Annotated in this window: 23 protein-coding genes; 4 read left to right on the forward strand and 19 right to left on the reverse strand. The window is 69.1% G+C overall.

What is annotated here, in order from left to right; all coding sequences use genetic code 11:
- Positions 1-5: 5 nt before the first annotated feature.
- The 6 genes from EV657_RS03045 to mbfA form a co-directional block, all read right to left on the reverse strand.
- The gene (locus EV657_RS03045; RefSeq protein WP_134077092.1) at positions 6-923 is read right to left on the reverse strand and encodes an alpha/beta fold hydrolase; all 918 of its coding nucleotides are present in this window, start codon (positions 921-923) and stop codon (positions 6-8) included.
- A complete protein-coding gene (locus tag EV657_RS03050) occupies positions 920-1,834 on the reverse strand; it encodes an ornithine cyclodeaminase family protein (RefSeq protein WP_134077093.1) in 915 nt (304 codons plus the stop codon). The genes EV657_RS03045 and EV657_RS03050 overlap by 4 nt, the downstream gene beginning before the upstream one ends.
- Complete coding sequence (locus EV657_RS03055; RefSeq protein ID WP_134077094.1) at positions 1,827-2,453, reverse strand: HAD family hydrolase; 627 nt, start codon at positions 2,451-2,453, stop codon at positions 1,827-1,829. The genes EV657_RS03050 and EV657_RS03055 overlap by 8 nt, the downstream gene beginning before the upstream one ends.
- A 99-nt stretch (positions 2,454-2,552) precedes the next feature.
- Entirely contained in the window at positions 2,553-3,002 is a 450-nt protein-coding gene (locus EV657_RS03060; protein WP_075784275.1) for a YaiI/YqxD family protein, read from the reverse strand.
- Between the two features lie 16 nt (positions 3,003-3,018).
- Positions 3,019-3,849, reverse strand: coding sequence for an S-formylglutathione hydrolase (gene fghA / locus EV657_RS03065; protein ID WP_134077095.1), 831 nt, complete (start codon positions 3,847-3,849; stop codon positions 3,019-3,021).
- A gap of 164 nt (positions 3,850-4,013) precedes the next feature.
- On the reverse strand, positions 4,014-4,991 hold the full coding sequence (gene mbfA / locus EV657_RS03070) for an iron exporter MbfA (RefSeq protein WP_075784273.1): 978 nt from the start codon (positions 4,989-4,991) through the stop codon (positions 4,014-4,016).
- Between the two features lie 160 nt (positions 4,992-5,151).
- Between mbfA and EV657_RS03075 the strand changes: the two genes are divergently transcribed.
- Positions 5,152-5,811, forward strand: coding sequence for a TetR/AcrR family transcriptional regulator (locus tag EV657_RS03075; RefSeq protein ID WP_134077096.1), 660 nt, complete (start codon positions 5,152-5,154; stop codon positions 5,809-5,811).
- Here the strand turns inward: EV657_RS03075 and EV657_RS03080 are convergent.
- Positions 5,789-6,517 carry an NYN domain-containing protein gene (locus EV657_RS03080; RefSeq protein ID WP_075784271.1) on the reverse strand — a complete coding sequence of 243 codons (729 nt, stop codon included), beginning with the start codon at positions 6,515-6,517 and terminating at the stop codon, positions 5,789-5,791. The two genes, EV657_RS03075 and EV657_RS03080, sit on opposite strands and share 23 nt — an antisense overlap.
- 124 nt (positions 6,518-6,641) lie before the next feature.
- Positions 6,642-7,088 carry a c-type cytochrome gene (locus tag EV657_RS03085; protein WP_165828145.1) on the reverse strand — a complete coding sequence of 149 codons (447 nt, stop codon included), beginning with the start codon at positions 7,086-7,088 and terminating at the stop codon, positions 6,642-6,644.
- A 153-nt stretch (positions 7,089-7,241) separates the two neighbouring features.
- Between EV657_RS03085 and EV657_RS03090 the strand changes: the two genes are divergently transcribed.
- The gene (locus EV657_RS03090) at positions 7,242-8,972 is read left to right on the forward strand and encodes a Y-family DNA polymerase (RefSeq protein ID WP_113670086.1); all 1,731 of its coding nucleotides are present in this window, start codon (positions 7,242-7,244) and stop codon (positions 8,970-8,972) included.
- Positions 8,973-9,368: 396 nt separating this feature from the next.
- Complete coding sequence (locus EV657_RS03095; protein WP_081382020.1) at positions 9,369-9,713, forward strand: DUF2794 domain-containing protein; 345 nt, start codon at positions 9,369-9,371, stop codon at positions 9,711-9,713.
- Positions 9,714-9,733: 20 nt separating this feature from the next.
- Here the strand turns inward: EV657_RS03095 and EV657_RS03100 are convergent, their stop codons facing one another.
- The 3 genes from EV657_RS03100 to EV657_RS03110 all read right to left on the reverse strand — a co-directional run bounded on the left by EV657_RS03100 (position 9,734) and on the right by EV657_RS03110 (position 12,391).
- Positions 9,734-10,579 (reverse strand): C40 family peptidase, encoded by an 846-nt coding sequence (locus EV657_RS03100; RefSeq protein ID WP_243837470.1) that lies wholly within the window; start codon positions 10,577-10,579, stop codon positions 9,734-9,736.
- On the reverse strand, positions 10,576-11,958 hold the full coding sequence (locus tag EV657_RS03105) for a leucyl aminopeptidase family protein (protein ID WP_113670085.1): 1,383 nt from the start codon (positions 11,956-11,958) through the stop codon (positions 10,576-10,578). The genes EV657_RS03100 and EV657_RS03105 overlap by 4 nt, the downstream gene beginning before the upstream one ends.
- A 70-nt stretch (positions 11,959-12,028) precedes the next feature.
- A complete protein-coding gene (locus tag EV657_RS03110) occupies positions 12,029-12,391 on the reverse strand; it encodes a hypothetical protein (protein WP_133260444.1) in 363 nt (120 codons plus the stop codon).
- A 164-nt stretch (positions 12,392-12,555) separates the two neighbouring features.
- Between EV657_RS03110 and EV657_RS03115 the strand changes: the two genes are divergently transcribed.
- On the forward strand, positions 12,556-13,206 hold the full coding sequence (locus EV657_RS03115) for a carbonic anhydrase (protein ID WP_075784266.1): 651 nt from the start codon (positions 12,556-12,558) through the stop codon (positions 13,204-13,206).
- A 16-nt stretch (positions 13,207-13,222) separates the two neighbouring features.
- Here the strand turns inward: EV657_RS03115 and EV657_RS03120 are convergent, their stop codons facing one another.
- The 8 genes from EV657_RS03120 to EV657_RS03155 all read right to left on the reverse strand — a co-directional run bounded on the left by EV657_RS03120 (position 13,223) and on the right by EV657_RS03155 (position 22,359).
- Positions 13,223-14,332, reverse strand: coding sequence for a cytochrome-c peroxidase (locus EV657_RS03120; protein ID WP_134077098.1), 1,110 nt, complete (start codon positions 14,330-14,332; stop codon positions 13,223-13,225).
- Positions 14,307-16,931, reverse strand: a complete 2,625-nt coding sequence (locus EV657_RS03125; RefSeq protein ID WP_134077099.1) for a TonB-dependent receptor — start codon at positions 16,929-16,931, stop codon at positions 14,307-14,309. The genes EV657_RS03120 and EV657_RS03125 overlap by 26 nt, the downstream gene beginning before the upstream one ends.
- Positions 16,932-17,138: 207 nt before the next feature.
- Complete coding sequence (locus EV657_RS03130; protein WP_075784263.1) at positions 17,139-17,408, reverse strand: FeoC-like transcriptional regulator; 270 nt, start codon at positions 17,406-17,408, stop codon at positions 17,139-17,141.
- 10 nt (positions 17,409-17,418) lie between these two features.
- Positions 17,419-19,740, reverse strand: a complete 2,322-nt coding sequence (gene feoB / locus EV657_RS03135) for a Fe(2+) transporter permease subunit FeoB (protein WP_134077100.1) — start codon at positions 19,738-19,740, stop codon at positions 17,419-17,421.
- Positions 19,740-19,970: a FeoA family protein gene (locus EV657_RS03140; RefSeq protein WP_075784261.1), complete on the reverse strand. Its 231-nt coding sequence runs from the start codon at positions 19,968-19,970 to the stop codon at positions 19,740-19,742. Before EV657_RS03140 ends, feoB begins: the two co-directional genes overlap by 1 nt.
- 18 nt (positions 19,971-19,988) lie before the next feature.
- Complete coding sequence (locus EV657_RS03145; protein ID WP_202241457.1) at positions 19,989-20,474, reverse strand: FeoA family protein; 486 nt, start codon at positions 20,472-20,474, stop codon at positions 19,989-19,991.
- Positions 20,475-20,711: 237 nt separating this feature from the next.
- Positions 20,712-21,755, reverse strand: coding sequence for a LacI family DNA-binding transcriptional regulator (locus EV657_RS03150; protein ID WP_075784260.1), 1,044 nt, complete (start codon positions 21,753-21,755; stop codon positions 20,712-20,714).
- Complete coding sequence (locus EV657_RS03155) at positions 21,745-22,359, reverse strand: protein-tyrosine phosphatase family protein (RefSeq protein WP_113670080.1); 615 nt, start codon at positions 22,357-22,359, stop codon at positions 21,745-21,747. The genes EV657_RS03150 and EV657_RS03155 overlap by 11 nt, the downstream gene beginning before the upstream one ends.

The raw sequence follows: 22,359 nt of genomic DNA on the forward strand, positions 1-22,359 counted from the left end.
CGGCCTTACGCCCCGGCCGGCGGGATCGCCGCCACGATCTCGGGGACATGGGTCACCGGCAGGGCATGGCAGGCCTCGGACAGAAGCAGTTGCCCCGCCCCGGGGTTCAGCGCAGCCAACCGGTCGCGCGCCTGCGCGGAAATCGCCTCGTCGCGCCCGGCCCAGATCGCCAGCACCGGCACACCCGCCTCTGCCAGGGCGCGATGCTCGGCCGCCAGATCCCGGGCCAGCATGTGCCGCAGGCTTGACAGCACCGCCGGCAGAAAGCCGCGAAACCGGGTCTCGGCAATCTGCGCCGCGATCAGCCCGGCGGGCAGGCCGCGCGCCCGGCCGACGCTCTGCGCCATCCGCCGCAAGATGCCCCCGCCAATCACCGCCATGACCCAGTCCCCCGGCCCGGGCAGCCGCGCGACCAGATCCGCGAGGCCCGGCGGTGTCTGGCCCAGCCCGGCCGGCGCCAGCAGAACCAGCCGCCGCACGCGGGCCGGATGGTCCGCCGCGAAGGCCGTCATTATGGCGCCGCCCATCGAATAGCCGACGAGCGTCAGATCGCCGTCCAGACGCTGACTGTCCAGCACCGCCTCGAGCTGGCGGAGGAAGAAGGCCCGGTCCTGCACCCCGCGCGGCCGGTCCGAATAGCCGCGCCCGTAAAGATCGTAGCGCAGCACCCGGTAGCCCCGCCGGACAAGCCCCGCCGCAACCCCGTCGAGGATGTAGCTGCCGGTGGTCAGCCCGTGCAGCACCACCGCCACCGGCGCCCCGGCCGGACCTTGCCAGATCAGATGGGTCCGCCCCCCGGGCAAGTCGACGATCTGCCCCGGCGCGCCCGCACGGGCGCGCGCGTCCATCGGGCGGCGCAGGGCCTCGGACAGCGGCCAGGCCGCCACCACCAGAAGACCTGCCGCAAGCCCCACCCAGATCATGCCGCCCGCCACGCGTCGAGGATGTAGCGGCTGGTCATCAGGTCCAGATGCGCGCCGCCGCCATTCTTGAACAGCGTGATCTCGTCATCGCTCTCGCGCCGGAACCGCCCGCCGCCCAGATCGTAATAGTCGGCCACCACATCGCCCGGTGCGATCGCGCCGGTGGCGATGGGTGTCTTCAGCTCGCCGATATGGGTCAGCACCGTCTCGCGGCTGTCGACAAAGACCCGCGCCCGCTGCAGCGCCCGGTCGTCCGCCTCGCGCATGTCCGGCCGGTAGGCGCCGATCAGATCGACATGCTGGCCCGGCCGCAGCCATTCGCCCCGGATCAGGGGCTCGGTCGCCATGGTGGCCGAGGTCACGATATCGGCCTCTTGCACCGCCGCCTCCAGATCGGTCGCAACGGCGGCGCCCAGCGGCTCGGCCAGGCGCCGGGCGCTGGCCTCGGTGCGGCTCCAGATCGTGAAGGTCGCTTCGGGAAAGGCGCTTCGATAGGCCTCGACCAGCGACCGGGCGACATTGCCCGCGCCCACGACCAGAATCTTGCGGCTGTCGGGCCGTGCCAGCCGGGTCGCGGCGAACAGGCTGTCGCCCGCCGTCTTCCACTTGGTCACCAGATGGAAATCGACGATGGCCTCAAGCGTGCCGTCGGTGTCGGCGTAAAGACAGACCCCGCCATTGACCGCCGGTTTGCCCCTCGCTCCGTTGCCCGGAAACACGGTCGCCGATTTCACCGCCAGCCCCAGCCCGTCGATCCAGGCTGCGCGGTTCAGAAGCGTATCCTCGCCGCGATAAAGAAAGCTGTCGGCGATCTCGGCGCGCGGCAGGGCATGGCCGCGCGCAAAGGCCTCGCAAAGCCCCGGCCAGGACAGCGCACACTCGCCCTCCTCGAACCCGATGATCTCAACCATGGGCGACCGCCCCCGGCGCCAGCACCCCCTCGGCAACCAGCCGTGCGGCCCAGCCCCCGGCGCCCTCGAACAGATGGGTCTGCCAGCCCCGGGCGGCGGCGGCGGCGATGTTCTCGGGCTTGTCATCGGTAAAGATCAGCCGCTCGGGCGCGATGCCGCTGTCGGTTTCGAGGATCTCGTAGATCCGGGGATGGGGCTTCATCGCCCGCAGCCGGGCCGAGACATAGGCCCGGTCGAAAAGATCGAAGAACGGATAGGCCGCGCGGGCGATGTCATAGGTCGCCTCGCCGAAATTGGTCAGCGCGAAGACCGGAACGCCCCTGGCCTTGACCGCCTTCAGCACGGCGACCGTGTCCGGAAAGGCGGGGCTTGCCATGTCGAGCCAGCTATCGCGCCACATCCGGATCTCGGCGGCCCAGTCGGGATGACGCGCCGCCAGCGCCTCGACCGCGTCCGACAGAGGGTCGCCGCCATCGACGCCCTCGTTCATGCCGTGCAGGTCGACCTCGGCAAACAGCCGGCGGCGGCGGTCCTCGCCCAGGCAGCGGTCATAGAAGGCTTCGGGTTGCCAGTCGATCAGCACACGGCCGATGTCGAAAACGACGGCGTCTATGGGCATCGGATCTCCTGCGGGTTGGAACCTCGCGCGCAGGCTAGTCCCCGGACGCGGATTGTTGAAGGCCCCGGGCCGCTCGCCATCGGGCGCCCGACCGCAACGTCACCCGCGCGCGCAGGCGCCAAGCTCCCGGTCCAGCGCGTCGAGAAAACGCGACCGGTCGGCCTTGCCGAAGCTCTTGCCGCCGCCCTGACGGAACGGGTCGGCGGCGCGCAGATCGGCCATCAGGTCGCGGGTCGCCAGCTTCTGGCCGATATTGGCGGGCGTGAAGGCCTCGCCGGTATGGCTCAGCACCCGGGCCCCGGCGGCAACCGCCTTCGCGGCCAGCGGGATATCGGCGGTCACGACCACATCGCCCGGCCCGGCATGGTCCGCGATCCACTTGTCGGCCTCGTCCGGGCCTTCGGGCACATAGACCATGCGCACCAGCGGGTGATCGACGGGCCGGATCCCGCCATTGGCGACATAGACCAGTTCGGCCCGGTGGCGTTCGGCCACCCGCAGCGCCTCGGCCTTCACCGGGCAGGCATCGGCGTCGACATAGACGGTCATGCCCGCCCCCCGCGCGTCACCGGTACAGCGCCTCGGCATGGAAGGCGACATGGTCCTCCATGAAGGTCGAGATGAAGAAATAGCTGTGATCGTAGCCCTTCTGCATCCGGAAGATGCCCGGATGCCGGGTCTCGGTCATGGCGGCCGCCAGCGCCTCGGGCATCAGCGCATCGAGAAACTGGTCGCCGGTGCCCTGGTCGATCAGCATCGGCCCGGCAAAGCCGTTGGCCCGCAGGGCGAGGCAGGCATCGTGACGGGTCCAGTCGACCTTGCCCTCGCCCAGATAGGCATGGATCGGCTTTTTGGCCCAGTCCGACTGGCTGGGATGGGCGATCGGCGCAAAGGCCGAGACGGCGGCATAGCGCCCGGGGTAAGCCATCGCGAGGGTCAGCGCGCCATGCCCGCCCATCGAATGGCCGCAGATCGACTGCCGCTCTGCATCGATGGCGAAAGTCGCGGTCAGCAGGCGGGGCAGTTCCTCGGCGATATAGTCCCACATCCGGTAGTTCTTGGACCACGGGTCTTCGGTCGCGTTGACGTAAAAGCCCGCCCCGGTCCCGAGATTGTACATCGGATCGTCGGCAATGCCCTCGCCGCGCGGCGAGGTATCGGGAAAGACCAGCGCGATGCCCTGTTCGGCGGCCCATTGCTGGGCACCGGCCTTGGTCATGGCGTTCTCATGGGTGCAGGTCAGCCCCGACAGATACCACAACACCGGCACCGGACCGTCCTTGGCCTCTTCCGGCAGGAAGAGCCCAAAGGTCATGTCGCAGCCGCAGACATCCGAGGCATGGCGGTAGACGCCCTGCATCCCGTTGAAACACCTGTTCTCCGAAACCGTTTCCATCCGGCAAACTCCCTCCTCGCTCGCAGGACTCAGGGCTAGCGCGGGATCGCGGACAGGGCAAGCGCGCAACCGGCCGACGGGCCGGTAACCGCGCGCATCGCGGGCAACCGGGCCCGACTTTTCGCAGAAAAGTCGCGACCCGCCCGGCCCGGGTCTTTCCGGACTCAACCCGACCCGATCAGCACCCCGGCGGCAAAGACCAGCGCGCCCCCCAGCACCACCTGGAAGGCCGCGCGGAAGAACGGCGTGTCCATGTATTTCTTCTGGATCCAGGCAATCGCCCAAAGCTCGCAGAACACCACCGCCATGGCGATGCCGGTCGCGGTCCAGAAATGCGGGATCAGATAGGGCAGCGCGTGGCCAAGCCCGCCGACCGCCGTCATCACCCCCGAGGCGATCCCCCGCTTCAGCGGCGAGCCGCGCCCCGAAATCGCCCCGTCATCCGACGCCGCTTCGGTGAAGCCCATCGAGATCCCGGCCCCCACCGAGGCCGCCAGCCCGACCAGAAAGGTCGTGCCGGTATCCTGGGTCGCGAAAGCGGTGGCGAAGATCGGCGCAAGCGTCGAGACCGATCCGTCCATCAGCCCGGCCAGCCCCGGCTGCACCCAGGTCAGCACGAACTGGCGATGCGCGGTGCGGCTTTCCTTCTCGGCCGCGGCCGCATCGACATGGGTCGCGATCAGCCGGTCGGCCACAGTCTCGTGCCCGGCCTCCGCCGCCGCCAGATCGCCCAGCAACTTGCGCGTCGCCGCATCCGTCGCCCGCCCGGCCGCGCGCAAGTAGAAATCATGGGCGTCGCGCTCCATCATCTCGGCCTCGTCGCGGATCCGCTCGATCCCGAGATTGCTCATCAGCCAGACCGGCCGCCGCGCGTAATAGCCCGCCACATGTTCGCGCCGCAGCAGGGGAATCACCTCGCCGAACCGCGCCCGGTAGGTGTCGATCAGGCGCCGCCGGTGACCGTCCTCCTCGCGCGCCATCGCCTCGAAGACCTGCGCCGAATCCGGGTAATCGGCGCGCAGCTGCTCGGCATAGCTGCGATAGATGCGGGCGTCGTCCTCCTCGGACGAAATCGCAAGCGCCAGGATTTCCTGCTCGTTCAGGTCGGAAAACCGGCGGCGCTGGGAAAGACCGGGAATCATCGTCAATAGGCTCCAGATTAAAACTATTCTAAACTATGCCTCAGAACCCCGTTCCGCAAGGGCCGCGCTGCCGCAGGCCGGGCGGCCCGTTGCCACAGGCTTGCCTTGCGGAAACTGAACCGCCCGGTCTAGGATGTCGGCGATGCCGCAGGACTCCCCCATGACCGCGAAACCGGACCGGATCCGCAAGGGACGCAAGTTCGACCAGGTGCTCGAAGGCGCGCGCGATATCTTCCTGCGCGACGGGTTCGAGCGCGCCTCGGTCGATGCCATCGCCCGGGCTGCCGGCGTCTCGAAAGCCACGCTTTACAACTACTTCCCCGACAAGCGGCTGCTGTTTTCCGAGGTGCTGCGGCGCGAATGCGACCGCCAGGCCGGGGCCGCGCTGCACGAGATAGACATGGCCGCGCCCGCCGAGACGGTGCTGAAAAGTGCGGCGCGCCACATCGTTTCGGCGCTGCTGTCCGAATTCAATCAGGCGGTGTTCCGGATCTGCGTGGCGGAATCCGACCGCTTTCCCAATCTGGGCGCCGCCTTCTACCAGTCCGGCCCGATGCGGCTGCGCAGCGAAATCGCGGCCTTCCTGCGCGAGGCGACCCGGCGCGGCGAACTGTCTGTCGAGGACGAAACCCTCGCCGCCGACCAGTTCGCAGAACTTTGCAAGGCCGATCTTTACACCCGCCGGGTGTTCCGGCTGGACAACGGCTTTGCCGAGGACGAGATCCGCCGGGTGATCGACGGAGCGGTCGCGGTGTTCCTGGCGCGCTACGGCACCGACCGGACGCGACCGCCGCGCCTCAGTCCAGCCGCCGGACCATGAGCTGATTGCCGACCCGCTTGGTCTCGAAGCGCTTGAGCTCGCGCACCAGATCCGAAAGCTTGCGCTTGCCATAGGTCCGGGTGTCGAAATCGGGATTGTCGGCGGTGATGAACTGGCCGATCTGGCCCAGCGTGAACCAGTCGTCTTCCTGATTGATCTTGTCCATGGCGCGGATGATCAGATCGGACACCTCCTGCGGCGGGCGCTTGCCGACAGCGGGCTGGGGCGGTTGCGCCTTGTCGCGGGGGGCGGCGGGCGCGGGTTCCTCGACGATGTTCTCGATCAGCACGAAGCGGTTGCAGACATTGCGCAGAGAAACCGGCGTCTTGGCCTCGCCGATTCCGATGACGTCCAGCCCCTCTTCGCGGATGCGGCTGGCAAGCCGGGTGAAGTCGCTGTCCGACGACACCAGAACGAACCCGTCGAACCGGCCCGAATGCAGGATGTCCATGGCGTCGATCACCAGCCCGATATCGGAGGCGTTCTTGCCCTTGGTATTGGCGGTCTCCTGATGCGCGACCATGCCAAGCGCCAGGACCTTGTCGGCCCAGGGCTTCAGCCGGTCCGAGGACCAGTCGCCATAGACCCGGCGCAACGCCGGTTCGCCGAAGCTGGTGATTTCCTTCAGGATCGGCTCGGCATGGCGGGCGGGAATGTTGTCGGCGTCGATCAGGACGGCCAGAAGCGGCGGCTTTGTCTCGGGCATGGCTTGACTTGGGTCCGGGTTGCAATCCGGGCGATTTTCCGCCCTCACGGACCTATAGCCCAGCCGCCCCCCAGACGAAAGCCGGGGCCGGCGCGGCGGCGCGTTCCGGCCCCGACCCTGCCGGTCATTTCTTGACGCGATAGTCGTCGTGGCAGGACTTGCAGGCCTTGCCGATCTCGCCGACCGAGCCACGCAGCGCCTCCAGAGAGGCCATGTCGGCCGCACCGGCCGCAGCCTTCAGTGCCTCGGACTTTTCGGTGAAATCCGCGAAATCGGTCCAGATCGCGGGCTTCGATTCCGACTCCGGATCGTCGGCCGGGGTCTCGAAGAGGCCGGGCACCTTGTCCGCGGTCTCGGCGATCGTCGCCGCAGCGGCCGTGGCGGCGGCGGAGTCGAAGGCGGCATCGCCCTTGGCCATGTCGGCGATGGTCTTCATGCTTTTTCCGATGGTTTCCATCGCTTCCTGCCGGGCCTTTACGGTCGGGTCGGTGGCATCGGCCGCATGGGCCAGCGTGGCCGCCGCAGCGGCCAGCGCAAAGATCGTCACTTTGGTCATGCGCCTTTTGGTCATTCGGATCCTCCTGATTGGCGCCCCCAGCCTATGCCGGAATTGCGACAGCTGCGGGTCACATCGCCGTGGGGTCGGCAGCAAGGGGCAGGCGGGGCCGACTCGACTCGGCGCGAAGGGCGGTGCTAAAGAGGAACACAAAGAGAACATGCGCCCATGCCCGCCCGCCGAATCCTGTCGCTGTGGTTTCCACGGCTTGCCGCAGACCGCGCGTTGCGCGGCCGCCGGAGCCTGCCGCCCGGGCCCTTCGCCGTGCTGGCCGACCGCCGGGGCGCCCAGGTCATCGTCTCGCTCTGCGCCGAGGCCGAGGCGGCCGGGCTGCGCCCCGGCCAGCCGCTTCGTGACGCGATGGCAATCTGCCCGCACCTGGCGACCCGGCCCGCCGACCCGACGGGCGAGGCGGCCTTTCTGACCGGGCTGCGACGCTGGGCCGGGCGGTTCTCGCCCTGGGTGGCCGAGGACCCGCCCGATGCGTTGCGGCTCGACATCACCGGCTGCGCCCATCTCTTCGGCGGCGAACCCGGCCTGATCGCCGCGGTCGAGGCCGATTGCGCGGCGCTGGGGCTGAGCGTGCGCCCGGGCATCGCCGACACGCTGGGCGCGGCCTGGGCGCTGGCGCGCTTCGCGGGGACCGAGGCGCAGCCGCACCGGACCGGCGATGCCATCGCACAGGAGGCCCGCGCCACCCGCTCGCGCGCGGCCCGGCGCGCGGGTCACGGAAGGGACCGGACCGCCGCGCGGACCGACGGACCGGCCGCAGAGCGCCTGCCGATCGCGCCCCCCGGCCAGACCCGCGCCGCGCTGGCACCGCTGCCGATGGCCGCGCTACGGCTCGACGAGGTCACGGTCGAGGCGCTGGCCCGGCTCGGGCTGCGGCGCGTCGGCGACATTCTCGGCATGCCGCGCGCGCCCCTCGCCCGCCGCTTCGGGCGCGGGCTTGTCGACCGGCTAGATCAGGCGCTGGGCGCGGCCTCCGAACCGGTCTCGCCCGCCCGGCCCGCGCCGCATCTCGCGGTCCGGCTGTCCCTGCCCGAACCGATCGGGCTCGAGACGGACCTGCTGGCCGCCATCGACCGGTTGCTGCCCGCCCTCGGCGCCCGACTCGAGGCGGCAGGGCTCGGCGCGCGGCGGCTGCGGTTGCAGGCCTTCCGCACCGATCGCGGCATCCAGACGGTCGAGGTCGGGCTGGCCCGCGCGACGGCCGCGCCCGACCGGATGCGGCCGTTGCTGGCGCTGAAGCTCGGCGGGCTCGAGAGCGGGAACAGGGACGGGGGCGGGGGCGGGATTGACCGGCTGCGGCTCAAGGCCGTCGACACCGAGCCGCTGTCCCCGCAGTCCGGCCGGTTCGACATGGCGCCCGACAACAGGACCGGGTCGGGCGACGGTCCGGGCCGAGCCACCGCGGAGCGTGCGGACATAGGCAGGCCACCCGAACCGGCAGCGGCCGCCCCAGGGATGGCGGATCTGATCGGACGGCTCGGGGCGCGGATCGGGCTCGAGGCGGTGACCCGGCTGGCCCCGGCCGAAAGCCACATCCCCGAAAAGAGCTTTCAGTTGCTCGCCGCCGCCTGGTCCGACCGGGTGGGTCCCTGGCCCCGGCCTGACCGGCCGCGGCCGCTTCTGCTGCTTGCGCCGGAACCGGTGGCGGCCGCCGAACACCCGGAACCGCCCGACCGGTTCCGCTGGCGCCAGCGCGCCTTTGCCGCCCGCGCGGCGGCGGGTCCCGAACGGCTCCTGCCCGAATGGTGGCTGGACGATCCGGCCTGGCGGTCGGGACCGCGGGATTACTGGCGCGTCGACACCGATGCGCAGACCCGGCTCTGGCTTTTCTACGCGCATGGGGCCGAGATGTCGGCGGGCTGGTTCTGCCAGGGCCGGTTCGCCTGACACCGGGCACACCCGCCACCCCGCACCGCGCCCCGGAGCGGGACAAAAATTCTCGCAGAGAATTTTTCGGCCTCCGCTCCGCCGCCAGGCCCCGGAAAACACCTTTGGCCCAAGCGGCTGCCCAAACCGCCCGGTCATCAAGAAACGGCCGACCAAGGGCCAAAATTCTCGGAAAGAATTTTGCCTTGGCCGACCAGAAGTGGGAGGTCGTCACCCGGCGCCGCAGCTTGGGTGGGGGCTGTTTCGCCACGGCACCGGGTCCAGCGTATCGCTATGCCCCCTTATGACCGCGATTCCAGGCCTTCACAGGAAGCCCCGATGCCGAAGCACAGGTATTTTCAGGGCAAAACCCGGGCGGCTCTTGATTTGCCTGCGGCAGAGCGGCACCTTCGTCACATGAGCGTCATCCCCCCCACGCCGTTCCCGGCCGAACGCCTCGCCGAGCAGGTCGCCTTCGACCGGACCGAGCTGGGGGTCATCCTCACCCTCTATGGCCGGATGGTCGCCGCGGGCGAATGGCGCGACTACGGGATCTCCTGCCTCCGCGACGCGGCGATCTTCTCGATCTTCCGCCGCACCGCCGAACACCCGATCTACCGCATCGAGAAACGCCCCCGCCTGCGCGGCCGGCAGGGGCTTTACTCGGTGATCGGCATGGACGGGCAGATCCTCAAGCGCGGCCACGAACTGCCGACCGTGCTGCGCGTGCTGGAACGCAAGCTGATCCGGCCGGTCGACTAAAGGCCCGCCCCGGCGCGGGCTCAGCCCCGCCGATGCGCGGTGGGGCGGCCCTCGCCCTGGGCCTCGATCCGGGCGACCGCATCGGCGATCCGCTCATAGGCCACCGACATCGTGTGCCCATTGGCATGGATCATCACCTCGGGATCGACCGCCAGCGCGACATGCCCGCGCCAGAACAGAAGATCCCCCCGCTCGACCGGGCTGCCCACGGGCAGGGCCTCGCCCAGTTCCCGCTCCTGCTGATCGCTGTCGCCCGGGCAGGCCCGCCCGGAGGCCAGCCAGGCCATCTGCACCAGCCCCGAGCAGTCGATCCCCCAGCCCGAATTGCCGCCCCAGAGATAAGGCACCCCGAAAAACAGCTGCGCGACGGTCACCGGGTCGCGAAACGGGACGTTCAGCGGCCGCAGATGCGGCTTGGGCACGAACCAGCCTTGCGCGGTCTCGAAAAACCGGCCCTCGGCCGACACCACCCGCAGTTCGGTGCCGAAGGACAGACCCATCACCTCGGGCCGCTTGAGATCGGGCGCGGAATAGGCATGGCTTGCGGGCACCGCCACCCGGTGGGTGGGCGCGGGCACATCCGCGGCCAGCGCCTGGGCCGCGACATAGCCCACGAACCCGTCGCGCGCGGCCCAGCCGAACCCGAACCCCTCATGCATCTCGAGCAGCTCGAACGCCTCGCCCAGCACCAGCTGGCGTTCGCGCGGACCGCCGGGCGCGCGCAGAAGGTCCGTCAGCGGCCGGGTCACCCGAAACTGCACCGGATCGGCATAGCGGGGTGCGGCGACCAGCCCCTTCAGTCGGGTTGCCGCCACCCGGTCGTTCGCGGGCGTCTCGCGCCGGTCCAGAGGGGCCGTGCCGGTCACAGTCCCAGCACCTCGGGCAGCGCGGCAAGGATCGTCCGCGCCCCCTGCCCGACCCCGCCCTTGGGCCGTGCCGGGGCGTCGGAAGGTTGCCAGCCATAGATGTCGAAATGGGTATAGCGCGCCGTCCCCGCGAAACGGCGCAGGAACAGCGCCGCGGTGATCGACCCGGCGAACCCGCCCTTCGGCGCATTGTCGAGATCGGCGATGCCGGGCTCGATCATCGCCTCATAGGGCGCGTGGAACGGCATCCGCCAGACCGGATCGGCCATCGCCCCCCCCGCCCCGGAAAGCGCCGCGGCCACGGCCTCGTCATCGGTATAGAAGGGCGCAATGTCGGGCCCCACCGCGACCCGCGCGGCGCCCGTCAGCGTCGCCATCGAGATCAGGCAGTCCGTCTCTTCCTCGGCGGCATAGGCCAGCGCATCGGCCAGCACCAGCCGCCCCTCGGCATCGGTATTGTTGATCTCGACCGTCAGCCCGTTGCGGGCGGTCAGGATGTCCTGCGGCCGCAGCGCATTGCCGGCGATGCTGTTCTCGACCGCCGGGATCAGCACCCGCAACCGCACCGGCAGGCCCAGCGCCATGATCATCGAGGCCAGCCCCAGCACCGTGGCCGCCCCCCCCATGTCCTTCTTCATCAGCCCCATCGAGCTGCCGGGCTTGATGTTCAGACCGCCAGTGTCGAAGCAGACCCCCTTGCCGACCAGAGTCAGACGCGGCCCGGCCGCGCCCCAGCGCAGTTCCAGCAGGCGCGGCGCCTCGGCCGCCGCCCGCCCCACCGCATGGATCAACGGGAAGTTCTGCGCCAGAAGTTCGTCGCCGCGAATCACGTTGACCTCGGCCGCATGGCGCGCGGCAAGCCCGATCGCGGCCTCTTCCAGCGCCTTGGGACCCATGTCCGAAGCCGGGGTGTTGATCAGATCGCGGGTCAGCACCTCGCCCGCCGCCATCGCCTGAAGCCGCGCGGCATCGACACCCGCAGGCGCCTTGAAGCTGGCGCGCTGCGCGGATTGCGACCGGTAGCGGTCGAACCGGTAGGCCGACAGCAAAAGCCCCAGCGCCTCGGCCTGAAGATCCGCACCCGCCAGCGCGCTGTCCAGATGCCAGACGCCCTCGGGCAGGCGCGCCGCGACCGACGCCAGATGGAACCGCCCGCGTGCCCGGGCCGAGGCCCCGCCAAGCCCGGCCACGGCCCCCGCAACGGCCCCGTCCGGGCCGGGCAGAAGCTGCAACTCGCCCAGACCGGCGGCAAAGCCGGTGGCCTCGAGCCAGGCGGCCTCGGCCGATGGCCGGTCCGCGCGCCAGGCGGCCAGATCCGCCTCCTCGACAGCGAAAAGCGGGCGCGACGGCGCGGCGGAATCGGCAAAACGCGGGAACATGGCACAGTCCTTCGGGGAGGGTCGGGATCAGTTCCGACCCTAGCCTCTTCGGCGCGGCCCGCAAGCCGGTTCAGCCGGACCGGTGCTGAAGCTCTTCGGCCAGCCGAAACGACCGCACCGCGACACGCTTGAGCCGGGCCAGGGTCGCCGCGACCGCGACCTGGTCGCCGGATTGCGACGCGCGCGACACGTTTCGCGCCGCAGAGGACAGGCTGATCATGCCCATGGCGTCGCCCAGCGCGCGAATCTGCCCGGTCAGTTCGACGCAATCGCCGGGCCGGATCTGGCTTGCCGCCAGGTGCAACCCGTCGATCAGCGATTCCAGCCGATCGATCGACAGGACGATCAGATGAGACGCCCTTACCTCGCCCAAATCGACGAACATGTCAGCCAGGCGCTCGGAATCCAGCCGCAATGGCTCGTCCTGGCGCATAGTTACGACGTTGGACACCTGAAGCACCCTCCGATCACCACACCTAACGCGCAACCTCGCCTTTCAGCGTCAAGAAACCGTTGCCGCGGATGTCTGAAATATCTCGAATTTCCGGCAATTGCGGCTTATGCACCCGCAGAGGAAATCGGGGAGAAGCCGCACAGATGAAGAACGCACGCCCGCTGCCCAGCTATCTCGTCCAGCGCTATCACGGCTGGCGAGCCACCACCCATGCCGAAAACAAGGCCTGGTACCGCCGTCTCGCCGACGAGGGCCAGCGCCCCCGCGCGATGATCATTTCCTGCTGCGACTCGCGCATCCACGTCACCTCGATCTTCGGCGCGGACGAGGGCGAATTCTTCATTCACCGCAATATCGCGGGTCTGGTGCCGCCCTATGCGCCCGATGGCGACCATCACGGCACCTCGGCCGCGGTCGAATATGCGGTGACGGTACTGAAGGTCGCCAACCTGCTGGTGGTCGGCCATTCCAATTGCGGCGGCGTCCGCGGCTGCCATGACATGTGCGCGGGGCTGGCGCCGCAGCTGGAGGAAAAGACCAGCTTCATCGGCCGCTGGATGGACCTTCTGCGCCCGAGTTACGAGCGCCAGGCCGGCATCGCCGACGAATCCGAACGTTTGCGGGCCATGGAGAAGGAGGCGGTGCTGGTCTCGATCGAGAACCTGATGACCTTCCCCTTCGTGCAGGCCGCCGTCGAGGCCGAGTCGCTGACCCTGCACGGGCTCTGGAACGACATCGGCGAGGGCGTGGTCGAGTGCTACGACCCCGAGACCGGCAAGTTCATGCCGGTCTGAGGCCGGGGTCAGGGACTCAGATCGCCTCGAGAAAGGCGGCCAGGGCCTCGATGTCGTCGGGGCTCAGATCGAGCCGCCTGATCAGCGGCGACGGCGTCGCGGCACTGGTCTCGACCGGGCCGGGCGCGGCCGGAAGCCGCGCCGAGGCGCCGCCGCCCCCGGCATAGAACCGGATCACCCCCGGCAGATGCGGGAAGATCCCGTTATGCATGTAGGGCGCGCTTCGCGCGACATGGCGCAGGCTCGGGGTGCGGAACCGCCCGGCATCCTCCGGCAGCCCGGTCACGGCGTAGCGCCCAAGATCCTCGCGCCCACGGCCCAAGAAGGACAGCCCCAGATCGTGGAAGGCGCCGTCGCTGAGCAGCGGCCCGAAATGGCAGTTGGCACAGCGCGCCCGGGTGCGGAACAGATGCAGGCCGCGCAGTTCGAGATCGCCGAGCGCGCGACTGTCCCCCGCGAGAAACCGATCAAACCGGGTCGGCCGGTCAAGATGGGTCTGGAACGCCGCCAGCGCCGCCGCGATCCGGTCGAGCGTGACCGGCCCCGGCCCGAAGGCCGCCTCGAAAAGCGGCGGATAGGCCGGATCGGCCGCGATCCTTGGGGGGATGGTCCCCAGATCGGCATTGGCCATCTCGACCGGGTTGGCCATGGGTCCCAGCGCCTGCGCCTCCAGCGTCGCGGCCCGCCCGTCCCAGAACAGCGGCAGCCCGGCCCCGGCGGCGAACAGCGCGGGCGCGTTGCGGGGGCCTTCCTGCCGCCCATGCCCCAGCGAGCGCGGCAGCCCGTCGCCCCAGCCCAGACGCCGGTTGTGACAACTGTCGCAGGCGATCTGGCCCGAGGCCGACAGCACCGGATCGGCGAAGAGCCTCTCGCCCAGCGCCCGGCGTGCCTCGGCCGCGCTGCCCGGCGCGGGCCGGGGCGGCAGGGACCGGGGCGCAAGCTCGACATAGGCCACGCCCGGGTCGATCTCGGGCGCGGGCCAGGTTTCGGGCGGACCGGCATAGACCGCGCGCAGGTCTTCGGGTGCCAGCCGGAGCGGCGCAGTCATCGCAACCAACGCAAGCCCCGCCGCCGCGAACAAAAGCCCCAGCCGCAAGGCCTTACCAGCTGTAGGTCGTGCCGACATAGAAGCTCCGTCCGGGGATCCAGGGATTGCTGTCGGTGGCGGTGCCGCCGCCGGTATCGTCGAACAGGTTCGCGACCTTGACGTTCAGGTCGAGATCGCCGCCCCGAAGCTGGGCCAGCCGGACCCGCGCGGTCAGGAAGGCCGAAACCGCGGTGTCGAACTCGTAATCCTCGTAGACGTCGTGGGATTGCGAGCCATAGGTCGGGTGGGTATGCGTCTCGTTGGAGTCGGTGTCGCGCACACCGGTATAGGCGAAGGACACGTCGGCCCCGACCCCCAGCCCGAAACGGCCGTTCTTCCAGGTCGATCCAAGCTCGACCATGGCGCGGACCGGAATGTCGCGCCGCCCGGTCCTCTGGTCGAATTCGTTCCGGGTATAGGACTGGCCGTCATACCAGATGAAATCGTCGTCGCCGACATCCCCCTCGTCGCCGAAATAGGTGTCGTTCGACATGTCGCTGTCGGCCCAGCCGCCCGAGAGGTAAAGCCCCACATCGTCCAGCGCCCCGCTGCCGCGCCAGCGCTTTTCGTATTCCAGCGAGACCGACCGGTATTCGGTGGTGCCGTCATTGCTGAGCAGGTTGTTGCTGCCGGTGCTGTCTTCGGACCGGGCAAACTGGTCGCGCCCCTGCCGGTCGATCAGCTTCAGCCGCCAGGTGCCCCGGGTCCAGGCGTCGCGGTACATCACCGCCAGCGAGGTTTCGTCGATATAGGGCGTCTTCAGGTCGCCCTGGGTGTAGGAATAGGATCCGAGGTCGAGAAACGGGGTCCAGGCGCCGACCTCGCCGGTGGTGGCATCGTGACTGCGCCGTTCGTTCGCGCCGCGCGGCAAGGCGTCGTGGATCGCGTAGGAAATATAGTCGCCGCTATAGTAGCGGTTCGCCCCGGCCACGACCGCGAAATCCGGGCTGGGCGTCCAGCTGGCCGACAGCCTCGGGGCGATGTCGGTGTTCTTCAGCACGTCGTTATAGGAAAACCGCAGGCCGCCCCGCAGGCCGAAATCGCCAAAGCTTCGGTCGTATTCCAGATAGGCCTCGGCCAGGGTGGCGTCGGTCGAGACGTCATAGGCCTCCTGGGTGATGCGCGTGCGCAGATACTGGTCGTCGATACAGGCCGGATCGCCCGCGGGGCAGGTGAAGCTGCCGAACGGGGCGGTCGGGTCGCGATAGACGCTCCAAGTGTAAGAGCTGAAGCCGTCGCCGCTTTGCCGGGCCTCGACCCTTTCGACATAGGCGCCGAACTTGAAGCGGCCGCGTCCCAGATCGGCCTCCAGCTCGGCCTCGATCCGGTTGCGGGTATCTGCATAGCTCTTGCTGCCATAGCCGCCGCGGCGGCACGCATGGTAGTCTTCGGCGGCGCTGGGCGTGTCGGGCGTGTCGCACCAGGCGTCGAACGCATCGGTGTGGTAGGATACGCCGCGCAGCGTGCTGAAATAGGACCCGTACCAGGACAGGAACGTGTTCTGATCGGTGCTGTTGCTGGCCTCGTTGTCCTGATGCACGGCGCCCAGCGTCAGCTTGACGTTCGACAGGCTGGCCGGGCCCAGATCGAAACTGCCCAGGTGATGCGTATAGCTGGCATCGAGCGACAGGTCCCGGGTTTCGACGTCGAGGTGATAATCCTGGGTCCAGGGCGAATCCCAGCCCTGGCTGTAATCGGTCAGGTAGCCGTTCAGCTCGAGTTCGTCGCCATTCTCGAACTCATGCGCAAAACTCAGCCGCCAGAAATCGCTGCGGCTGTCGTCATCGGCGGTCAGCGGGCGGTATTGCGCATCCTTCGCCTTGGTGGCCTCGGCCATGCGGCGCCCGAAGCCGAAGATCACGGCCGTGTTCTCGCCAAGCGGCTGGTTGAACTCGGCCGAGACCTCGCGCTTGGAAAAGTCGGGCTTCGGCACGCGGTCGGGGTTGTCGCCGTCTTCGGTGCCCAGCCGGTAATGCACCAGCGCATCGTTCTGGAAGCTCAAGGAGACCTTGCCCGAGGCCCGCGTGGCGTCCGGCTGGGTGAGCTTGTAGTCGACCACGCCGCCCTCGAAGCCGCCATATTCGGCCGAGATGTTGGAATCGCGGACCTCTATGCTGTCGACCATCGCCGAGGGCACGAACTGGGTCTGGGAATGCAGCCCGTAAAAGCTGTAGGTCCCCGGATTGCCGGTCTGGCGGCTGAGATCCTCGCTGGTATGCGGATGGGTGTTGCCGGTCGCCGACCCGATCCCGGTGCCGTTCAGCCGGATCGCGTTGCCGCTGACCCGGCCGCCCGAGATCGAGAATTCCAGCGGCTTCAGGTCGAGGATGTCGTCGACATTGACGCCCGAATCGAACGGCGTGTCGCGATACTGCACGTTGGGCAGGCTGGTCAGCGCGGTGTTGGCATCGCCCGAGCCGTCGCTGCGGATCGCGACCGCGTCCGCGCCCAGGGCAGTGGTGCCGCTGTCATCGGCATCGCCCGTGGCGATCTCGGTGCCGGTCTCGTCGGTCTCGGCCAGCGTCACCGGGTCGAGGGCAAAGGCCTCCTGGGCCCGCACGCTGTCCGGTGGCACGGTGGCAAGCGTCAGAATCGCGGCGCCGACCCGCAGCGCGGGCCGGTTTGTCTCTTTGGTCATCGTTACGTTCCCCAAAGCCCGTCTGACACGGGCCCCTCTTGCTGTCGTCGAGGCTGGCGGAACGCTGGCTGCTGCGGGCGCGGCTTCCAGAACGGCGGCCCGCACGAGGTCGTTACAATTCCCTATAAAAACCGTCAACTAAACGTGCGGCCCCCGCGAGAGGGACCGCACGTCACTTGGCTGGACTGGTCTGGAAAAGAGCCGGGGTCAGTGCAGCGGGCGGCGCTGGCGGCCGACCCACTGATAGACGGCGTCGTTCATCCCGGCGAGCGGCGCGCAGCTTTTCGCACAGCCGCAGCAGCCCTTGCCGCAGCCGCCTTCCGGCGTTTCGGTCAGGCAGCGCAGCATGCCCTTCTGCACCAGCACGTCGACCATGCCCCGGATCGCCTCGGGATCGGTATCGAAGCGGTTGGCGAGCTGCTGGAGCGAAACCTGACCGGCCTCGGCGCAATAGGCGCGGATATCGGAAAGAACCATCGCTCCGCCCTCACGCCGTCCGCGCCGCGGCGCCGCCCGGACCCCGGGGGGTCGAGGCGATCCGCATCGTCACCAGCACCGCCACGAAGATCGCGAGGATGCCGACGATCCAGGCCGAGGCCTCGGCCGGATGGGTGGCCAGCCGGCTCGACTGGTAGGTGATGACGCCCGTGCCATAGGCCAGACCGGTGGTCCAGCTGACCGCGAACAGGGTCCATTTGGTGCCGGTCTCGCGCCAGATCGCGCTGGTTGCGGCCACGCAGGGCGCATAAAGCAGGATCACCAGCAGGTAGGCCATGGCCGCGGCGGTGCCGTCGAAGCGTGCGGCCATCGCGCCGAAGATGCCCGAGGACACGCCCTGTTCCTCGGCCGCGAGCGCCTGATCGTCGACATCGCCGATATTCAGGCCCAGCGGGTCGGCAAGGCTGCCTGCCGCATCGGCGATATTGGCAGGGATCGAGGCCAGCGCCTCGCCGATCCCGGCCATGACGCTGAAGGGGTCTTCCTCGCCGCCCTCGTCTTCGGCCGCCATCTGGCCGTACAGGGCGTTCAGCGTGCCGACGACGGCCTCCTTGGCGAAGATCCCGGTGAACAGACCGACCGTGGCGGGCCAGTTCTCCTCATGAATGCCCATGGGCTCGACCACCGGGGTGATCGCCTTGCCGATCGAGGACAGCACGGACTGGTCGCTGTCCTCGTTGCCGAAGCTGCCATCCGTCCCCAGCGAATTGAGGAAGCCCAGCACCACCACGACCGCGACGATCATCTTGCCGGCCTTGAACAGGAACGCCTTGAGCCGGTCCCAGGAGGTGCGCAGCACCGATTTCAGGGTCGGGATGTGATAGGGCGGCAGTTCCATGATCAGCGGCGAGGTCGTGCCGCGCAGCAGCGTGTTCTTCAGCACCAGCCCGGTCAGGATCGCCGCGAGAATGCCGATCACGTAAAGCAGGAACACGATGTTCTGCCCGCCCACCGGGAAGAAGGCCGCCGCGAACAGCGCATAGACCGGCAGCCGCGCGCCGCAGGACATGAAGGGCGACATCATCACCGTCATCAGCCGGTCGCGCCGGTTGTCGAGCGTGCGCGTCGCCATCACCGCAGGCACCGTGCAGCCGAAGCCCAGGATCATCGGGATGAAGGACTTGCCCGGCAGCCCGATGGCGCGCATCGAGCGGTCCATCACGAAGGCCGCCCGCGCCATGTAGCCCGAATCCTCGAGGAAGGTCAGGAACAGGAACAGGAACCCGATCACCGGAATGAAGGTCGCGACGGTCTGGATCCCGGCGCCGACCCCGCCCGGCAGGACCGCGATCAGCCAGTCGGGCGCACCGATATTCCCCAGCGCCTCGGTCGGCCAGTCGACCAGAAGCGTCCCCGCCAGAATGTCGAAGAAGTCGATGAACGCGCTCGCGAAATTGATCGCGAAAAGGAACATCACATACATGATCAGCAGGAAGATCGGGATGCCCAGCACCCGGTTCAGCACCACGCTGTCGATCCGGTCCGACAGGCTGCGCGAGATGCGGCTGGTGCGCCGGACCCCGCTGCGCGCCAGCCCGTTGGCAAAGCCATAGCGGGAATCGGCCAGCAGGATGTCGATATCCTCGTCCAGCAGGTCCTCGACCTTCAGCCGGGCCGCTTCGGCCTGGGCCGCGAGCGCTTGCGGGACCATGGCCAGCGCGGCGGCATCGCCGTCCAGCAGCTTGACCGCCAGCCAGCGCGCATCGACGCCCTTGTCAGAGGCGGTCGACGCGGTCGCAGGAATGATCTCGGCCAGCGCCTCCTCGACCGCGGGCGGATGGGTGACGGTGGCCTTCGGCGGCTCGGGCGCCGCGGCAGCCGCGACGATGGCATCCTTCAGCGCCTCGACGCCCTTCCTGCGGGAGGCCACCAGCGGCACCACCGGACAGCCCAGCCGCTTGGCCAGCGCCTCGGGGTCGATCCTGAGGCCGTTTTCCTCGGCCATGTCCATCATGTTCAGCGCGATGATCATCGGCACCCGCATCTCGACCAGCTGGGCGGTCAGATAAAGGTTCCGTTCCAGGTTCGAGGCATCGACGATGTTGATGACCAGATCGGGCTCGCCCGACAGGATGTAGTCGCGGGCGATGGACTCATCGAGCCCGGTATCCGAGATGCTGCCCAGCGAATAGGTGCCCGGCAGATCGACCACGGTGACATCGGCGCCCTTGTGCGAGAAGGTGCCTTCCTTGCGGTCGACGGTGACGCCCGCCCAGTTGCCGACGCGCTGGCGCGACCCGGTCAGGGCGTTGAACAAAGTGGTCTTGCCGCAGTTCGGGTTGCCCGCGGTGGCGATGGTAAAGGATTTCATCAGTCGACAGCCTCCAGCGTGAGCAGCGCGAATTCGTCCTTGCGCAGCGACAGCGCGAAGCCGCGGACGCGGATCTCGATCGGGTCGCCCATCGGGGCCACCCGGGTCACGGTCAGTTCGGTGCCGGGGGTGAGGCCCATGGTCAGCAGCCGCTCGCGCCCCGCCCGGTCGCCCCGCGCGAAGCTTTTGACGCGAACCGTCGTACCCATCTTCGGCAGTGTGTTTTCCATTCGCCCGTATCTTTCGTTTCAGATGTCGTCATTGGCCGGTTCGACCAGGATCTTTCCGGCAAGGCCCTGACCCAGCGCCAGACGGGTCTCGCCCACCCCGATCAGCATCGGGCAGCCGCCGCCCCGCTGCAGGATGCGCACCCGCGCGCCCACCGTCAGGCCGAGGTCGATCAGCCGGTGATGCACGCCGCGCCCGGGCCGCAGCGCCACGACGCGCAGCCAGACGCCCTCATCGGCCAGCGCCAGCGGACAGGCATTCGGTCCCAGCACGCAATCGGCGGCGCGGGCCTCGGGCGAGGTGCAGGGCTGCCCGGTCGCATGGCAGCATTCGCCCGCGCCGAGACCGTCATGCCCATGCCGGTGCCCGCCGCGATGCCGATGCCCGGCCCCATGCCCGTGTCCGCTCATCAGCCCCTCGTCCGCCAGACTGGGTGCCTCGGAAGATTGCAGGTCGTCGGAGTCCCGGTCGTCAAAAGCGTCCTGATCGTGTATGGCTGGCGACATGTCCTGAGACCTTTCCTGAGGCAAGCGGCATAGCCGAGTATTATCGTCGGGAATTCCGCGCTTCCAGTTTCGTTTCGTTGATCTGAATCAAGAGACACCGATTCTTGAGGGAATTTCTCAAGAAAACAGGGCGAATCCGGGAAACCCCGTGGCGGAATGCCGCAAAAATCGGAAGATTGGAAAGCCTGAAAAGGCGGCGTTTTGCAGAGACAGGCCAATTGATGCCGGTCGCGTGGCTCAGCCGGGCGCAGAGCCCCGGGCCGGGGCCACGGACCCGCGCTCGACCAGATCGACCGCGACTGCCCGATGCGAGACAGCCGCATCCGCCGGGCAGAGAATCGCCTCGAGCGTCGCCCCGGTCAGCGCCGGAAGCGACTGGCGCACCGTGGTCAGCCGATGCGAGGACCAGGCCGAGATCGGCGCATCGTCGAAACCGATCACCGACAGGCGGTGCGGCACTGCCAGCCCCAGCTCGTGCCGCGCCGTGTTCATCGCGCCCAGCGCGATTTCATCGGTGACGCCGAAGATCCCGTCGATCCGGGCCGCGCCGCCCTCCAGCAGGCTCCGCGCCGCCGCAACCCCGGTTTCATAGCTGTTGGGGCCCTGCGTCCAGCGCCGGACCGTCAGCCCGCCAGACGCGGCCTCGGCACAGAAGGCGTCGGCCCGCGCCAGCTTGGCGCTGGTGCGCGACTCCGACAGCACCACCGCCAGCCGCCGGCAGCCCGCCGCGATCAGCCGCCGCGCGGCCAGCCGCCCGCCGCCCGCCGCATCCGAGTCGATCACATCGGCCAACGCCCCGGCGGCCGGTGCGGGGCGGTTGATCAGCACCATCCGCACCCCGTTCGCCGCACAGAGCCGCACCAGCTCGTCGGGCGCCGCGCCCGACAGCAGCACCACCGTGCGCACCCGGTATTCCAGCAACCGCTCGACCGCGCGGCCAAGGTCGGGCGGCTCGGCGCCGGGGCGCGGATCGGGGCGAAGATTGACCAGAAGCGTCTGCAGCCCCTCGGCCTGCAGCGCGGCGCTAAGCGCGTCGAACTGCGCCGAGATATACGGATTGCCCAGATTGGCGCCGATGATGCCGACCAGATCGGACCGGTCGCGATGCAGCGTCCGCGCCAGCCGGTTGACGCGGTAGCCCAGCGCCTCGGCCGCCTCCAGAACCCGCGCGCGGGTTTCCGGCGCGACGCTTGCCCCCGGCGTGAAGGCGCGCGACACCGCCGAGCGCGAGACGCCCGCGCGCCGCGCCACATCGGCGGCGGTGACGAATCTAGGCTCCACCCGCGCGCCCTGCCAGCCCGCGCGCGATCACCTCGCGCGCCAGATCCAGCATCGGCGGCAAGGGATGCTCCGGTCCAAGCCCCCGCAGCCGCCGCAGATGCGCCAGCGCCGCATCAAGATCCGGGAACGCCTGCGGATGGCAAAGCGTCAGCCAGACCGCCAGCACCGTGACCGACCGCGACCGCCCGCCCCGGCAATGCACCAGAAGGTGACCCGGACGGTGGGGCGGATAATGCGGCTTGCCCGGACCATAGGTCCCCATCAGGCCCCTGACCGTCACGACCGCGGCGGCCAGCAGATGCGGGTCGTTGCCGGGGCCGTCGATCAGCCCGATCTGATAGCGCCGCACCTGCGTGCCGTCGCCCAGTGCCAGCGGCCCGGGACAGAGGTTGAGCCCCAGATTGAGCGTCTCGGTGATGCCCGCCGACGTGAGCGCGGCCGCATCCTCGGCCCCCGCAAGATTGCCCAGAAAAACCCGCTTGCCGGGCTGCGCCGAGGCGGCCGCGACCGGGCCGAGCACGTCGATCAGCACCGGCCGGACGTCCTCGCGGGCCTCTGCGGCGGGCACATCCTTCGGGATAGCGTGACGGCCGGGGGCGTCCAT

Source organism: Rhodovulum visakhapatnamense (genome assembly GCF_004365965.1).
GTDB lineage: Bacteria > Pseudomonadota > Alphaproteobacteria > Rhodobacterales > Rhodobacteraceae > Rhodovulum > Rhodovulum visakhapatnamense.

Excerpts from the sequence above, each read along its gene's own strand:
- EV657_RS03045 (WP_134077092.1), bottom strand. The coding sequence starts at position 923 with ATGATCTGGGTGGGGCTTGCGGCAGGTCTTCTGGTGGTGGCGGCCTGG.
- EV657_RS03050 (WP_134077093.1), bottom strand. The coding sequence starts at position 1,834 with ATGGTTGAGATCATCGGGTTCGAGGAGGGCGAGTGTGCGCTGTCCTGG.
- EV657_RS03055 (WP_134077094.1), bottom strand. The coding sequence starts at position 2,453 with ATGCCCATAGACGCCGTCGTTTTCGACATCGGCCGTGTGCTGATCGAC.
- EV657_RS03060 (WP_075784275.1), bottom strand. The coding sequence starts at position 3,002 with ATGACCGTCTATGTCGACGCCGATGCCTGCCCGGTGAAGGCCGAGGCG.
- fghA (WP_134077095.1), bottom strand. The coding sequence starts at position 3,849 with ATGGAAACGGTTTCGGAGAACAGGTGTTTCAACGGGATGCAGGGCGTC.
- mbfA (WP_075784273.1), bottom strand. The coding sequence starts at position 4,991 with ATGATTCCCGGTCTTTCCCAGCGCCGCCGGTTTTCCGACCTGAACGAG.
- EV657_RS03075 (WP_134077096.1), top strand. The coding sequence starts at position 5,152 with ATGACCGCGAAACCGGACCGGATCCGCAAGGGACGCAAGTTCGACCAG.
- EV657_RS03080 (WP_075784271.1), bottom strand. The coding sequence starts at position 6,517 with ATGCCCGAGACAAAGCCGCCGCTTCTGGCCGTCCTGATCGACGCCGAC.
- EV657_RS03085 (WP_165828145.1), bottom strand. The coding sequence starts at position 7,088 with ATGACCAAAAGGCGCATGACCAAAGTGACGATCTTTGCGCTGGCCGCT.
- EV657_RS03090 (WP_113670086.1), top strand. The coding sequence starts at position 7,242 with ATGCCCGCCCGCCGAATCCTGTCGCTGTGGTTTCCACGGCTTGCCGCA.
- EV657_RS03095 (WP_081382020.1), top strand. The coding sequence starts at position 9,369 with ATGAGCGTCATCCCCCCCACGCCGTTCCCGGCCGAACGCCTCGCCGAG.
- EV657_RS03105 (WP_113670085.1), bottom strand. The coding sequence starts at position 11,958 with ATGTTCCCGCGTTTTGCCGATTCCGCCGCGCCGTCGCGCCCGCTTTTC.
- EV657_RS03110 (WP_133260444.1), bottom strand. The coding sequence starts at position 12,391 with ATGCGCCAGGACGAGCCATTGCGGCTGGATTCCGAGCGCCTGGCTGAC.
- EV657_RS03115 (WP_075784266.1), top strand. The coding sequence starts at position 12,556 with ATGAAGAACGCACGCCCGCTGCCCAGCTATCTCGTCCAGCGCTATCAC.
- EV657_RS03120 (WP_134077098.1), bottom strand. The coding sequence starts at position 14,332 with ATGTCGGCACGACCTACAGCTGGTAAGGCCTTGCGGCTGGGGCTTTTG.
- EV657_RS03125 (WP_134077099.1), bottom strand. The coding sequence starts at position 16,931 with ATGACCAAAGAGACAAACCGGCCCGCGCTGCGGGTCGGCGCCGCGATT.
- EV657_RS03130 (WP_075784263.1), bottom strand. The coding sequence starts at position 17,408 with ATGGTTCTTTCCGATATCCGCGCCTATTGCGCCGAGGCCGGTCAGGTT.
- feoB (WP_134077100.1), bottom strand. The coding sequence starts at position 19,740 with ATGAAATCCTTTACCATCGCCACCGCGGGCAACCCGAACTGCGGCAAG.
- EV657_RS03140 (WP_075784261.1), bottom strand. The coding sequence starts at position 19,970 with ATGGAAAACACACTGCCGAAGATGGGTACGACGGTTCGCGTCAAAAGC.
- EV657_RS03145 (WP_202241457.1), bottom strand. The coding sequence starts at position 20,474 with ATGTCGCCAGCCATACACGATCAGGACGCTTTTGACGACCGGGACTCC.
- EV657_RS03155 (WP_113670080.1), bottom strand. The coding sequence starts at position 22,359 with ATGGACGCCCCCGGCCGTCACGCTATCCCGAAGGATGTGCCCGCCGCA.